The sequence below is a fragment of the Hymenobacter norwichensis DSM 15439 genome (genome assembly GCF_000420705.1).
GTDB lineage: Bacteria > Bacteroidota > Bacteroidia > Cytophagales > Hymenobacteraceae > Hymenobacter > Hymenobacter norwichensis.
The window spans coordinates 289,612-302,646 of sequence record NZ_ATVL01000008.1 but is presented as its reverse complement, the minus strand read 5'-3'; the positions used below and the strand labels follow the sequence as shown (position 1 = coordinate 302,646).

The window sequence follows — 13,035 nt, the reverse complement described above, 5'->3', positions numbered from 1 at the left end:
TCTGCTATTCATTCGCACTACTCTCATGCAAGCAAAAGGTAGAGGTTTTCCGAACTGGGGATATTTGCTGTTGGGCGCTTTGGCTTTCGCAGGCTTCTATTTCGTCAAGAACATGGGCCAGCGGACGATTATGAAAGCAGTACTGGGCGGACCAGGCGACTTGATTAGTATGGCCATGAGTTCGGCCCGAGTTTCCCCTCGGATAACCAGCAGAACAGGAGAAATAACTGCCAAAAACTTCAAGGTGGAGAAACTCGGCTCTACAAAAGATTCTCTCTCCTTTCGCTTCTTCTTGGATGGTGAGCGTGCCGACGCCACTGTCCGGCTCTGGATGGCCAAACGTCCGTCGGGTGAATGGGAAATAGTGAAAAGTGACACCGTTTTTACCAAGTAAAACCTACGCTGCTACGCAAGCACCCGGCTGTAGCCGATATAGTACGACTGCCTTTGAACATGACCGCACCCGCGGCCTGTTACCCTAACCCTTAGAATGGAAAAACCTAACAAAGTTCTTGTCCTCGGTTCTGGCGCACTCAAGATTGGGGAGGCCGGAGAGTTCGATTATTCTGGCTCGCAGGCCCTGAAAGCGCTGAAAGAGGAAGGTATCCGTACCATCCTCATCAACCCCAACATTGCCACCGTGCAGACGTCGGACAACATTGCCGATGACGTGTACTTCCTTCCCGTGACGCCCTTCTTCGTGGAGGAAGTCATCAAGAAGGAGCAGCCCGATGGCATTCTGGTAGCGTTTGGCGGCCAAACGGCCCTGAACTGCGCCGTAGCCCTGTACCGTGACGGCATATTTGAGAAGTACGGAGTGAAAGTGCTGGGCACGCCCGTGCAAAGCATCATCGACACCGAGGACCGGGATATTTTCAAAGAGAAGCTCGAGCAGATTGGGGTGTTTTCGGCCCGCAGCGTGGCCGTAACGAACATGGACGACGCGCTGGCCGCAGCCGAGAAAATCGGTTTCCCTATCATCGTGCGGGCGGCGTTTGCGCTCGGCGGGCTAGGCAGCGGTTTCGCCAATAACATGGACGAACTGCGGACCCTGGCCCAAAAGTCCTTCACCACTTCCGACCAGATTCTGGTGGAAGAGTCGTTGAAGGGGTGGAAGGAAGTGGAGTACGAAGTGGTGCGCGACCAGTATGATAACTGCATCACGGTCTGCAACATGGAAAACTTCGACCCCATCGGCATTCACACCGGGGAGAGCATCGTAGTGGCTCCGTCGCAGACGTTGAGCAACCGCGAGTACCATAAGCTGCGCAGCATCGGCATCAAAACCATCCGTCACCTCGGCATCGTGGGCGAGTGCAATATTCAGTACGCCCTCGACCCCGTTTCGGAGGACTACCGCGTGATTGAGGTGAATGCCCGCTTGTCGCGCTCCTCGGCGCTGGCTTCCAAGGCCACGGGCTATCCGCTGGCGTTTGTGGCCGCCAAGCTAAGCTTGGGCTACTCATTGGCCGAGCTGAAAAACAGCGTGACCCAGACCACTTCGGCCTTCTTCGAGCCAGCTTTGGACTATGTGGTGGTGAAACTGCCGCGCTGGGACTTGGGCAAGTTCGAGGGCGTGAACCGGCAGATTGGTTCCGCCATGAAGAGTGTGGGCGAGGTAATGGCCATCGGTAAATCCTTCGAGGAAGCCATTCAAAAGGGCCTGCGCATGTTGGACACCGGCAAGCGCGGTTTCGTGGCCAACAAGCCCGAGCAGGTGGACAACAAAACCATCGATCTGCTGCTGAGCGAGCCCAATGAGGAGCGCATTTTCGCCATAAATCTGGCGTTTGAGGCGGGCTACACCATCAAGCAGGTGCACGACCTGACCAAAATTGACCTGTGGTTTTTGCAGCGGCTGCTTACCATTTTCGAGCTGGGCAACCAACTTGCTGCCAAGCGTAGCAACGGCCTAGATGCGCTGGAAACCACTCTGCTGCGCGAGGTGAAAAAGGCTGGTTTCTCGGACCAGCAAATTGCCGTAAAGGTGCTGGGCGAAGGCGACGTGAAAGCCGACGAGTTGTTGGTGCGGGCCCGCCGCAAGGCGCTGGGCGTGCTGCCGGTCATCAAGCAGATTGACACGCTGGCGGCTGAATTTCCAGCCAAAACCAACTATCTCTACAGCACCTACCACGGCACCGAAAACGACCTGGCGCCCGAAACCGATAAGTCGATTGTGGTGCTGGGTTCGGGTGTATACCGCATCGGCAGCTCCGTGGAGTTCGACTGGTGCGGCGTGAATGCCGTGCAGACGGCCGCCGAAGAGGGCTACAAAACCATCATCATCAACTACAACCCTGAAACCGTAAGCACCGACTACGACGTTTCGGACCGGCTGTACTTCGAGGAGCTGAGCTTCGAGCGGGTGATGGATATTCTGGAGTTCGAGCAGCCCAACGGCGTGATTCTGAGCACTGGCGGCCAGATTCCGAACAACTTGGCTACTCGCCTGGCCGATGCCAACGCGCCTATCTTGGGTACCGCCCCGGCCCGCATTGACGAAGCCGAGAACCGCCATAAGTTCAGCAGCATCATGGATGAGCTAGGCATTGGGCAGCCCCGCTGGAAAGAGCTGACTTCCTTAGAGGCGATGTTCGAGTTTGTGGGCGAGGTAGGCTACCCCGTCCTGATTCGTCCGAGCTACGTGCTGTCGGGGGCGGCGATGAACGTGGTGTCCAACGCGTTTGAGATGGAGTCGTTCTTGAAAGCGGCCACCGAGGTAAGTGCCGAATACCCGGTGGTGGTGTCGGAGTTTATCCAGGAAGCCAAGGAAATAGAGCTGGATGCGGTGGCCGACAAGGGCGAAATCGTGAGCTACGCCATTTCCGAGCACGTGGAGTTTGCCGGCGTGCACTCCGGCGACGCCACCATGTACTACCCCCCGCAGCGCGTGTACGTGGGCACGGTGCGCAAGCTCAAAATTATTGCCGAGAAGATTGCCAAGCGCTACGAAATCAGCGGGCCGTTCAACATCCAGTTCCTGGAGAAAAACCGCGAAATCCGGGTGATTGAGTGCAACATCCGCGCCTCGCGCTCCTTCCCGTTCGTGTCGAAAGTATCGGGCAACAACCTCATCAAGAAAGCCACTCAGGTGCTGTTGGGCAAGAAAGTGGAGCGTGACGCGAGCGAGTTGGTCTACGACCTGCCCTTCGTGGGCGTGAAGGCCCCGCAGTTCTCGTTTACCCGCCTGCCCGGCGCCGACCCCGTGTTGCGCGTGGACATGGTGAGCACCGGCGAGGTCGGCTGCTTGGGCGATACGGCCGAGGAAGCCCTGCTGAAATCGATGCTGAGCGTGGGCTACAAAATCCCGCAGAAGTCGGTGCTGATTTCCAGCGGCCCCATCATCTCCAAGATAGCGCTGCTAGAATCGGCGCGGTTGCTGGTGCAAAGCGGCTATAGCATCTACGCTACGCAGGGCACGCACCGCTTCTTTGCCGAACACAACGTGCCCAGCTCCCTCGTCTTCTGGCCCGACGACCACCAGGAGCCCAACGTGCTGACGTACCTCAAGGAGAAGAAAATCGACTTGGTTATCAACATCCCTAAGAACCTCTCGAAGGGCGAGCTGGACAACGACTACAAAATCCGCCGCACGGCAGTGGACTTCGGAGTTGGCTTGCTGACCAATGCCCGCCTGGCCAAGGCCTTCATCCAAGCCTTCTGCACGCTGGAAATGAAGGACCTGAAGATCAAGAGCTGGAACGAGTATAAGGCGATGTAGGGCCTGAACTAGCAGAAAAGAACGTCATGCTGAGCTTGTCGAAGCATCTCTACCGCTTCGTTGGGAATTAACCTAACGAAGCGGTAGAGATGCTTCGACAAGCTCAGCATGACGTTCTATTTTTCTTCGTATAGTAGCCGCATGTACATCTATATTCTAACCAATCCGACCAAAACTGTTTTGTATACCGGCGTTACTAACGATTTAAGGCGCCGACTTTATGAGCACAGCAGCGGCCGGGGTAATGCAGGTAAATTCACTGGCCGGTATCAGACAGATTTGCTGGTCTACTTTGAGCTTTGTCCGGATGCTATGCAGGCTATAGCTCGGGAAAAGCAGTTGAAAGGCTGGACGCGTAGTAAGAAGGATGCGTTAATTACAGCCTTCAACCCCAATTGGAAAACTATTGATTTAGAAACGTGGGCTGGCTAGCAACGAAGCGGTAGAGATGCTTCGACTGCGCTCAGCATGACGTTCTTTTAGCTTTGGGCCTAGCCTACTTAACACCTTACAATGAAAAACTTCACCTCTTTCGCCGATGCGGGCGACTATAAAGCGCTGTTGCAGCAAGCGCTGGAAATCAAGGCGAATCCGTTTGGCTACCAGCACATCGGGCGCAACAAAACCGTTGGGCTGATTTTCTTCAACCCCAGCCTGCGCACCCGGCTCAGCTCGGTGAAGGCGGCTTATAACCTGGGCGCACAAGCCTGGGTACTCAATGCCGGCGCTGACTCCTGGACCTTGGAAATGGCCGATGGCGCGGTGATGAACGGCGGCACGCAAGAGCACATCAAGGAGGCCATTGCCGTGATGAGCCAATACTGCGACGTGCTGGGCGTGCGCACCTTCCCCACGCTCAAGGACCGGGAGGCCGACTACAGCGAGGAGGTTTTCAACAAGATTCTGAAGTACGCCACCGTGCCTGTAGTAAGCCTGGAAAGCGCCACGCTGCACCCGTTGCAGTCGTTTGCCGACCTGATTACCGTAGCGGAGCACAAGCAAAAGGAGCGGGTGAAGGTGGTGCTGACCTGGGCCCCGCACGTGCGCGCCCTACCCCAGTGCGTGCCCAACTCCTTTGCCGATTGGTTTTCGGAAGTGGATTGGGTGGACTTCGTGATTACCCACCCCGAAGGCTACGAACTGGACCCCAAGTTCACGAAGGGTGCCCGCATCGAGTACGACCAGAAGAAAGCCTTGGAAGGTGCCGACTTCGTGCAGGCCAAGAACTGGAGCAGCTACCAGGACTACGGCCAGGTTATCAGCAACGACCCAAGCTGGATGCTCACGCCCGAGCACATGACCAACACCCACGACGCGAAGTTTCTGCACTGCCTGCCGGTGCGCCGCAACGTGGAGGTATCGGATGCCATTCTGGATTCACCGAACTCGTTGGTAATTCAGGAGGCTGGCAACCGAGTGTTTTCCATGCAAACCGTATTGCACGAACTGCTGAAGTAGCATAAAGATGCTGCCGCTTGGGTATGCAAAGGGCGGAGAAGGTGGCAGTAGGCTATGCTGTAAATAGGAACGGCTCTGGAATATCCAGAGCCGTTTCTCTACTGTCATAATGGAAAATATTATAATAAATATTTACTAGATAGAGCCTAGAAACGGTATGTAATAAGGATAAGTGAACCGGGCCCAGTGGGTGACCGGCTGCTTGAACGACATTACAAAGGAAGGGAGCCTGCGGCTGGCTGTCTAGCGTATTTCTACGTGACTTTAAAACCACGTAGAAATACGTGGAAGGCTAACCGCCTCGCCCTTGTTCAAGGGCAAACTGCTAACTATGAATAACCTGAAAAGAGGCTGTTTAAGGCAAGCTGAAAGACTAGGAAACAAAGTACATGATTCGGGCAAACTGAACCTTACTGGGTAAGCGGCGTTTAAGGCTACTCGATTTGGCTGGTCAGCCAAATTTGAATAGTTCACCAAAACCCCAGTTCATGAAAAAGCTACTTGTTCTCGCCGCTGTGTTTGTAACGGGTGTTTCTGCTGCTAACGCACAAACCACCAACACCACGACGACGACCACCACGGAGCCTCAGCAGAGCACGACCACGCAGACCCAGCCTGCCACGGGAACTATCAACTCGACGACGACCACCACGCCTCCTACCACCACTACCGTCGAGACCCAATCTACCACCACCGCCACGCCAGCCACAACTATTCCGGCGGATACCGACGTGAAGGTGAAAGACAAAAAGAAGAAGTCGAAAGTAAAAGCCAGCCCATACTAGGTCTGCAAATGGTGCACTAGCGCCATGCAACGAAAAGCCCGGTTGCCTTGATGGCAGCCGGGCTTTTTTGGTGGTATCGGGTGTTTGCCGAAGGTGAACAGTGAGCTAATCGGCGGCTACTTCTGCGCAGGCTCTAGAGGAAGCACGGCGGGTGTGGCTTTGCGGGGTTTGCGGCTCATCAGAAACACGCCCCCGAAAATGAGGAGCGCCTGCACGGCCTTGGTGGTAGTGAGGCTGTCTTTGCCCAGCGCCACTGCAATGCCCACGGCCAGCGCCGGTTGCAGATAGATGTAGGCGCCAAGTAGGGCAGGGGAGGCGTACTTCAGCGCCCAGTTGTTGAGCAGATACGCCATAATGGTCACGCACACTACCATGAACACGATGGCCGCCCAAATGCTAGGCGGAAAACTGGCGTAATCAGGAGTGCTGACTTGCTGCCAGCCGGCGGGTACGGCCAGCACCAGCCCCACCTGAAAGATGCGGGCTAGCACCGTAAACGGCTGGTAGGTGCGCATCAGCGGCATTACTAGCACCAGATAGAGCCCGAAAGCCGTGGCATTGAGCAGAATAAACAAGTTGCCCAGCACCACGTTTTGCCCCTCGGCGCCTGGCGTCCGGCCCAGAATAATCAGCGCGGCTCCCATGCCCGCTATGCCCAGCCCCAGCACCCGCGGCACCGTCAGCCGCTCGCCCAGCAGTACCACCGACGCCAGCACCGTCACGACGGGCGTAATGGTTTGGATGAGCGAAGCGTTGATGGGCGTGGTCAGGTTGAGGCCCGAGAAAAACAACAGCTGATTCAGCCCGATGCCCAGCACCCCGCACGCTATAGCCCGCAGGTTGTCGGCGCGGCCGATGATACGGTCGTGGGGCGCTACCAGGCGGCTCAGGATGGTAAAGAACAGCGTAGCGCCCACAACGCGCAGCAGCACCAGCCCAAACGGACCCATGTAGCGCGGCATTACATCTTTGGAAATGCTATAGTTAGCGGCGTAAATCAGGGACACCACAAATAAGGCCGCGTGGACCTTGACGGAATTTTTCATTGCCTGCAAAGGTACTAGCGCGAACTTTGTGGTTCGCGCTTCGTGTAGGCGTTAGCGCCGCTTGTTTGGCGCCGCATCACCAGCGAACCAGCGGGTTCGCGCTACTTCTGTTCCTTATGTCTACCGGCTCCCTTTTCGATTCTGAACCCACTCCCGCTTCCAACCTGCGCCCTAAGGCCGCCGATAACGCCCCGCTGGCCGAGCGGCGCCGGCCGCGCACCTTGGAGGAGTACGCCGGGCAGCAGCACCTCATCGGCCCCGAAGGCGTGCTGCGGCGCTACCTCAACGCCGGCCGCTTGCCCAGCCTGATTCTGTGGGGCCCACCGGGCGTAGGCAAAACCACGCTGGCGCATTTGCTGGCTGAGGAACTGCATAAGCCGTTTGTGGCGTTGAGCGCCATCAATGCCGGCGTGAAAGACGTGCGCGAGGTGATTGAGCGGGCCAAAAAGCAGCGCGGTACCATCCTGTTTATTGATGAAATTCACCGCTTCAGCAAGAGCCAGCAAGACGCGCTGCTGGGTGCCGTGGAGCAGGGTATCGTCACGCTGATTGGGGCTACTACCGAGAATCCGTCGTTTGAGGTGATTCCGGCCGTGCTGAGCCGGGCGCAGGTGTACGTGCTGGAACCACTCAGCAAGGAAGTGCTGACGGAACTGGTGGATAAAGCCCTAACCGAAGACGAGCAGCTGCGCCAGAAAAACGTGCGCGTGCAGGAGTACGGTGCGTTGCTTACCATTTCGGGTGGGGATGCGCGCAAACTGCTCAACCTGCTGGAAATCGTGGTGGAATCCAGCCGGCCCGACTTGGAAACCGGCGAAATCATCATCACTGACGAAGGCGTGCAGCAACTGGCCCAGCAGCACCTCGCGCGCTACGACAAAGGCGGCGAAATGCATTACGACGTCATTTCGGCCTTCATCAAGAGCATCCGCGGTTCTGACCCCAATGCGGCGCTGTACTACCTGGCCGTGATGCTGGAAGGCGGCGAAGACCCCAAGTTCATTGCGCGCCGCCTGCTGATTCTGGCCTCCGAAGACGTGGGCATGGCCAACCCCAACGCCCTGATGCTGGCCCAAAGCTGCTTCCAGGCTGTGACGGTCATTGGCATGCCCGAGGGCGACATTATTCTGGGCCAGACCGTCGTGTACCTCGCCACCTCACCCAAGAGCAATGCCAGTTACAAAGCCATCCGGGAGGCGCGGGCGCTGGTGCGGCAGCAGGGCGTGCAGCCGGTGCCGATACCGTTGCGCAACGCCCCCACCAAGCTCATGAAAGACCTCGGTTACGGCGGCCAGTACCAATACTCGCACGACTACCCCGGCAACTTCGCCTACCAGGAATTCATGCCCGATGCCCTCAGCGGCACCACCTTCTACCACCCCGGCCACAACCCCGCCGAAACCAAAATCCAGGACCGCCTGCGCCAACTGTGGGGCGAGAAGTACGGGTATTAGAGTCTGTTCTAGACTTTGAGTAGGAGAATGGAAGTAGCTAATAAAGGCCGTCATGCAGAGCGCAGCGAAGCATCTCGCGTGCTGATGCTAGGTTAGTAATCTGACGTCAGCACGCGAGATGCTTCGCTGCGCTCTGCATGACGGACGGCCTGTGGAGTTATGGGTTGTTGTAGTACTCTCCACTATTCACAAGTTCTAGTAGGAAAGGCTTTTTTACAAGTGCAGTACTTACGGCAGCCTGAATGAATAACTTGCCTGCTGTTCGTTGTTTTAAATCAAAACGCAACCAACACTGTCTGCTACGGTGTCTTTCGCTACCAATCTGTTCACTCCCATATTCAATGAGACAATTTTTTAAGTACGTGCTGGCCACCATTACCGGGCTAGCCCTTTTCGCGGTGTTGGGCATCGTCGTGTTAGTGGTGTTTATAGCGGCGCTGGCTTCTTCCGATAGCAAGGAAGTAACCGTAGCCAGTGACTCAGTGCTGGAACTCAAACTCGACAAGCCCATTGCCGAGCGGGAAAGCCGCAATTCCTTCGGGGCCATGTTCAGCAACCAGGCCGATGACATCGGGCTCGACCAGCTGAAAGCCACCATCCGGCGCGCCAAAACCGACGCCGATATCAAGGGCATCTTCCTGAACGTGGAGCTGGTGCAAGGCGGCATGGCTTCGCTGGAAGAAGTGCGCGACGCGCTGCTGGACTTCAAGAAGTCGGGCAAGTTCATTGTGGCGTATGCCGATGCCGCTTCCGAAAAGAGCTACTACCTGACCTCGCTAGCCAACCGCATCTACCTCAATCCGCAGGGCACGCTGGAATTCAACGGCCTGAGCTCGGAGACGATGTACTACAAAAACCTGTTTGCCAAGGCCGGTATCGAGCCCCAGATTTTCCGCGTGGGTTCGTTTAAGAGTGCCGTAGAGCCGTTTTTCCGGGAGAACATGTCGGATTCGGCTCGCCTCCAGACCACCTCGTTCCTGAACTCCATCAACGACTTCACCATCGGCCACGTAGCCGAAGCCCGCAAGATTTCCCCGGCCCGGCTCAAGGTTATTTCCGATTCCATGCTGGTGCACAACGCCGACGATGCCAAGCGCCTCGGCCTCGTGACGCACCTCGGCTACTACGACCAAGCCCTCGACTACATGAAAGGCAAGCTGGGCGTAGAGAAAGATGATAAGCTGAGCCTCGTGAGTTTGAGCGACTACAGCCAAACCGACGAAGAGGAAGGCAGCACCAGCGGTAACCGCATTGCCGTCATCTACGCCGATGGCGACATCGTAACCGGCAAAGGCTCCGACGACAACATCGGCAGCACCAAGTTCGCGGAAGCTATCCGCAAGGCCCGCCTCGACGATAAGGTGAAGGCCGTAGTGCTGCGCGTAAACTCACCAGGCGGCTCGTCGCTGGCTTCGGACATTATCTACCGCGAGGTGCTCTTGACCAAGAAAGTGAAGCCAATTGTGTGCTCGATGTCGGATGTGGCGGCCAGCGGCGGCTACTTCATTGCCATGGGCTGCGACACGATTGTGGCCCACCCGAACACCATTACTGGCAGCATTGGCGTATTTGGCGTATTGCCCAACATCGAGCCGCTGCTGCGCGACAAGCTCGGCATCACCACGGACCGCGTAACCACGGGCAAGTTTTCGGACTTCCCAACTGTCACCCGCGCCCTCACGCCGTTCGAGAAAGCCCAGTTCCAGGACGAAATCAACCGCATCTACGCCGACTTCACCAGCAAAGCCGCCCAGGGTCGCCACATGCCGGTGGAGAAGCTGCGCGGTTACGCTTCCGGCCGGGTATGGTCGGGCTCTGAGGCCAAAGCCCGTGGCCTCGTGGACGTGTTAGGCTCGTTTGACGATGCCCTGCGCATTGCTGCCCGCCGCGCCAAGCTTAAGGAAGGCGAATACCGCATTCAGAAGCTGCCGCGCCAGCGCACCTTCGCCGAGTCCATCTTCAGTGGCTTCGGTGAGGAAGCGAAAATGCGCATGGTACGCGAAGAAATGGGCCCGATGTATCCCGTGTATCAGCAGTACAAGAAGCTCTCGGAGATGAAAGGCGCCCAAATGCGCATGCCGTTCGAACTGAACATTCAGTAAGTTATTACAAGTCAGTTCCCCTCCTTTTTTTAAGGAGGGGTGCCCGGAGGGCGGGGTGGTAAACTCGTTGAACAACTTTTTAGATTTAGTCTTCTAGTTGTAGCTAACCACCCCGCCCTTCGGGCACCCCTCCTTGAAAGAAGGAGGGGAACTAGCTTTTTAGATTAAATCCTCTCGAAAACCACTTCATGCACCACCTTCACGAAGCTGCCGATTACCTGCGCCAACGCCTTTCTGATTTCACGCCTGAGTTCGGCATCATCCTCGGTACCGGGCTGGGGGCGCTGGTGAAGGATTTGACGATTCACCACACGTTCCCGTACGCCGAGATTCCCAACTTCCCGGTTTCGACGGTGGAAAGCCACTCCGGCAACTTGCTGGCCGCGGAGCTAGGTGGGCGCAAGGTGCTCGTGATGCAAGGCCGCTTCCACTACTACGAGGGCTACACCATGGAGCAAGTGGTGCTGCCGGTGCGCGTGATGAAGCTGCTCGGCATTCAGAAGCTGTTTGTGAGCAATGCAGCTGGCGGCCTCAACCCCGACTACGAGTACTCGGACTTGATGCTACTTGAAGACCACATCAACTTGCAACCCACCAACCCGCTGGTGGGCAAGAACCTCGATGAGCTGGGCCCGCGCTTCCCCGACATGCTGGAGCCCTACGATACCACGCTGCTCCGGCAGGCCGAAGAAGCGGCCCGCAGCCTCGGCTTCGCTGATAAAGTGCGGCGTGGCGTGTACGCCAGCTTGCCCGGCCCCATGCTCGAAACGCCCGCTGAATACCGTTACCTACGCACCATCGGAGCCGACGCGGTGGGCATGAGCACCGTGCCCGAGGTTATTGCCGCCGTGCATATGGGGCTGCCGGTACTAGCCATCAGCGTTATCACCGACCTCTGCTCCCCCGGCAAACTCAAGCGCGTAGCCATTGCCGACATCCTGCGCGTGGCCGCTGATGCCGAGCCCCGCCTCACGGCACTGTTGCGAGCGGTGATAGAAAAGCAATAAGTCTGTTTACTTCCCATAAAAAAAGGCCACTGCAAGAAGCAGTAGCCTTTTTTGTTGTTGAATATACTCCTTATGGTTGGGCTGAGAAGACGTATTCTTCTACAACGTTATCCTTGTTTACCCAATTATAGCGTAGCTCAGTGGCCGTTAGGCTAACCAGAATATATTGGTGGTCGTCGCCTTTATGGTCGGTGAAATGCAGTATAGTGTTGCTGCCCATTAGCATCCAGGAACCGTCAAACGTCTCCCCATCATCTAGAAAGGTTTGGGTGTAAGTACCATCGGGGCGGAAAGTGAAACTATGCCGGTCTTTGATACCGCTGCCACTGCTGACGGTCTGGCCGGCTTCCTGAATAGCATCGAGCCGCCACGAGCCGACGGTCAGATACTGGCTACTGACAGAAGGAGCGGGGTCGTCGTCATCGGTTTGGCAGCTACTGAGTGCCAGCCCCCAAAAGGCGAAAACAAGTAGAAAAACTGAGAATTGTGCACGTAGAGTAAACATTAGCGAAAAGATAGAAGTAGAAAGTAACAGAGGGAGACAGCGCCCGGCTGGAACGTTGCAAGTATCCCGCAATTCGCTACTTAATAATCAGCCGCTTTCGGTCGTAGCTGAGCACAGTAAACACGCCGATGCCACCTTCCACGGTGCTTTTGATGGCCGAGGGCTGCGAAAACGGGTTGCCGTTGGCGTTGCGCGCGTCATTCACCGATTGCCGGAACAGGTAGTAAGGCCGGTCGAGGTGGTAGAACGAAACCAGTAGCGTATCGCCGGGGTCGAACTGGTAGCTGGTGCCGAGCGAGAGGCGCTGGCCGTCAGTTAGCCGGTCGTCCACGTCGTAGTCGATTTCTGGGTCGGGGCCGATACTGTCGCGGTGAATCTGGAGGCGGTAATAGTCGCCGAGGCCAACGGGGTCTTTGTAGTTGGTTAGCACGTATGCCTCTCGCTGCCCCACGGGTAAATTGTTGAACTCGTATTCTAGGGAATCGATAGGCACGCGGCTGGGCATGGTGGCAGTGCCCGTTACGCGGCGGCCCTTGGTATCAGTCACCTCCAGCTTGAACGTGTCGCCGGGCCGGGCTACCAGCGTCCGTAAGCCAATGTGGGTGAACCCTTTGCCGGTGGTAGGGTCAATGGCCGGGAAGTAAGTGAGGGTTTGCACCCGGCCATCGGGTAGCGTGAGCCGCACGGTTACGTCGGTAGGTACTACTGGCTCGGGAGTGGCCAGGTATGGCACGGTTTCCGTCACGGTGAGGCGCGGCAGCTGGCCATTTTCGAGGTAGCACTCCACCACCAGCTGTGCCGGCAGTACCGGAATGTCCACGTCAATATCCTTCTGCAAATCACAGCCAGCTAGCGGCGCCAAAGCCAGCAGCCAAGCGCAGCGCAGGGAAAGCAAACGGTTTTTCAATGAATCAAGCATAAAAGCAACAAGCAAAACGCTAGCCAGCTGAAACCCCA

At 56.9% G+C, this 13,035-nt stretch carries 11 protein-coding genes; 8 read left to right on the top strand and 3 right to left on the bottom strand.

Features of this window, described 5'->3' with window-relative positions; genetic code table 11:
- Positions 1–25 precede the first annotated feature (25 nt).
- The 5 genes from G536_RS0112340 to G536_RS0112320 all read left to right on the top strand — a co-directional run bounded on the left by G536_RS0112340 (position 26) and on the right by G536_RS0112320 (position 5,964).
- Positions 26–394, top strand: a complete 369-nt coding sequence (locus G536_RS0112340; protein WP_022823906.1) for a hypothetical protein — start codon at positions 26–28, stop codon at positions 392–394.
- Between the two features lie 96 nt (positions 395–490).
- A complete protein-coding gene (gene carB / locus G536_RS0112335) occupies positions 491–3,721 on the top strand; it encodes a carbamoyl-phosphate synthase (glutamine-hydrolyzing) large subunit (RefSeq protein ID WP_022823905.1) in 3,231 nt (1,076 codons plus the stop codon).
- A 141-nt stretch (positions 3,722–3,862) separates the two neighbouring features.
- On the top strand, positions 3,863–4,153 hold the full coding sequence (locus tag G536_RS0112330; protein ID WP_022823904.1) for a GIY-YIG nuclease family protein: 291 nt from the start codon (positions 3,863–3,865) through the stop codon (positions 4,151–4,153).
- Between the two features lie 81 nt (positions 4,154–4,234).
- A complete protein-coding gene (locus G536_RS0112325) occupies positions 4,235–5,179 on the top strand; it encodes an N-acetylornithine carbamoyltransferase (protein ID WP_022823903.1) in 945 nt (314 codons plus the stop codon).
- A gap of 488 nt (positions 5,180–5,667) precedes the next feature.
- Positions 5,668–5,964 carry a hypothetical protein gene (locus G536_RS0112320; protein WP_022823902.1) on the top strand — a complete coding sequence of 99 codons (297 nt, stop codon included), beginning with the start codon at positions 5,668–5,670 and terminating at the stop codon, positions 5,962–5,964.
- A 116-nt stretch (positions 5,965–6,080) separates the two neighbouring features.
- On the opposite strand, the gene G536_RS27625 is transcribed toward G536_RS0112320, so the two are convergent.
- Complete coding sequence (locus tag G536_RS27625) at positions 6,081–7,010, bottom strand: DMT family transporter (RefSeq protein ID WP_022823901.1); 930 nt, start codon at positions 7,008–7,010, stop codon at positions 6,081–6,083.
- A gap of 116 nt (positions 7,011–7,126) precedes the next feature.
- On the opposite strand from G536_RS27625, the gene G536_RS0112310 reads away from it, so the two are divergent.
- From G536_RS0112310 to G536_RS0112300, 3 genes are all read left to right on the top strand, one after another.
- A complete protein-coding gene (locus G536_RS0112310) occupies positions 7,127–8,464 on the top strand; it encodes a replication-associated recombination protein A (protein WP_022823900.1) in 1,338 nt (445 codons plus the stop codon).
- A 341-nt stretch (positions 8,465–8,805) separates the two neighbouring features.
- Positions 8,806–10,566, top strand: a complete 1,761-nt coding sequence (gene sppA, locus G536_RS0112305; protein WP_022823899.1) for a signal peptide peptidase SppA — start codon at positions 8,806–8,808, stop codon at positions 10,564–10,566.
- 188 nt (positions 10,567–10,754) lie between these two features.
- Positions 10,755–11,573: a purine-nucleoside phosphorylase gene (locus tag G536_RS0112300; protein ID WP_022823898.1), complete on the top strand. Its 819-nt coding sequence runs from the start codon at positions 10,755–10,757 to the stop codon at positions 11,571–11,573.
- Between the two features lie 70 nt (positions 11,574–11,643).
- Here the strand turns inward: G536_RS0112300 and G536_RS0112295 are convergent, their stop codons facing one another.
- Both G536_RS0112295 and G536_RS0112290 read right to left on the bottom strand, forming a co-directional pair.
- The gene (locus tag G536_RS0112295) at positions 11,644–12,078 is read right to left on the bottom strand and encodes a lipocalin-like domain-containing protein (protein ID WP_022823897.1); all 435 of its coding nucleotides are present in this window, start codon (positions 12,076–12,078) and stop codon (positions 11,644–11,646) included.
- Positions 12,079–12,154: 76 nt separating this feature from the next.
- Complete coding sequence (locus tag G536_RS0112290) at positions 12,155–12,997, bottom strand: DUF4249 domain-containing protein (RefSeq protein ID WP_022823896.1); 843 nt, start codon at positions 12,995–12,997, stop codon at positions 12,155–12,157.
- Positions 12,998–13,035 lie beyond the last annotated feature (38 nt).

Coding starts and splice junctions, on each gene's coding strand:
- G536_RS0112340 (WP_022823906.1), top strand. CDS start 26: ATGCAAGCAAAAGGTAGAGGTTTTCCGAACTGGGGATATTTGCTGTTG.
- carB (WP_022823905.1), top strand. CDS start 491: ATGGAAAAACCTAACAAAGTTCTTGTCCTCGGTTCTGGCGCACTCAAG.
- G536_RS0112330 (WP_022823904.1), top strand. CDS start 3,863: ATGTACATCTATATTCTAACCAATCCGACCAAAACTGTTTTGTATACC.
- G536_RS0112325 (WP_022823903.1), top strand. CDS start 4,235: ATGAAAAACTTCACCTCTTTCGCCGATGCGGGCGACTATAAAGCGCTG.
- G536_RS0112320 (WP_022823902.1), top strand. CDS start 5,668: ATGAAAAAGCTACTTGTTCTCGCCGCTGTGTTTGTAACGGGTGTTTCT.
- G536_RS27625 (WP_022823901.1), bottom strand. CDS start 7,010: ATGAAAAATTCCGTCAAGGTCCACGCGGCCTTATTTGTGGTGTCCCTG.
- G536_RS0112310 (WP_022823900.1), top strand. CDS start 7,127: ATGTCTACCGGCTCCCTTTTCGATTCTGAACCCACTCCCGCTTCCAAC.
- sppA (WP_022823899.1), top strand. CDS start 8,806: ATGAGACAATTTTTTAAGTACGTGCTGGCCACCATTACCGGGCTAGCC.
- G536_RS0112300 (WP_022823898.1), top strand. CDS start 10,755: ATGCACCACCTTCACGAAGCTGCCGATTACCTGCGCCAACGCCTTTCT.
- G536_RS0112295 (WP_022823897.1), bottom strand. CDS start 12,078: ATGTTTACTCTACGTGCACAATTCTCAGTTTTTCTACTTGTTTTCGCC.
- G536_RS0112290 (WP_022823896.1), bottom strand. CDS start 12,997: ATGCTTGATTCATTGAAAAACCGTTTGCTTTCCCTGCGCTGCGCTTGG.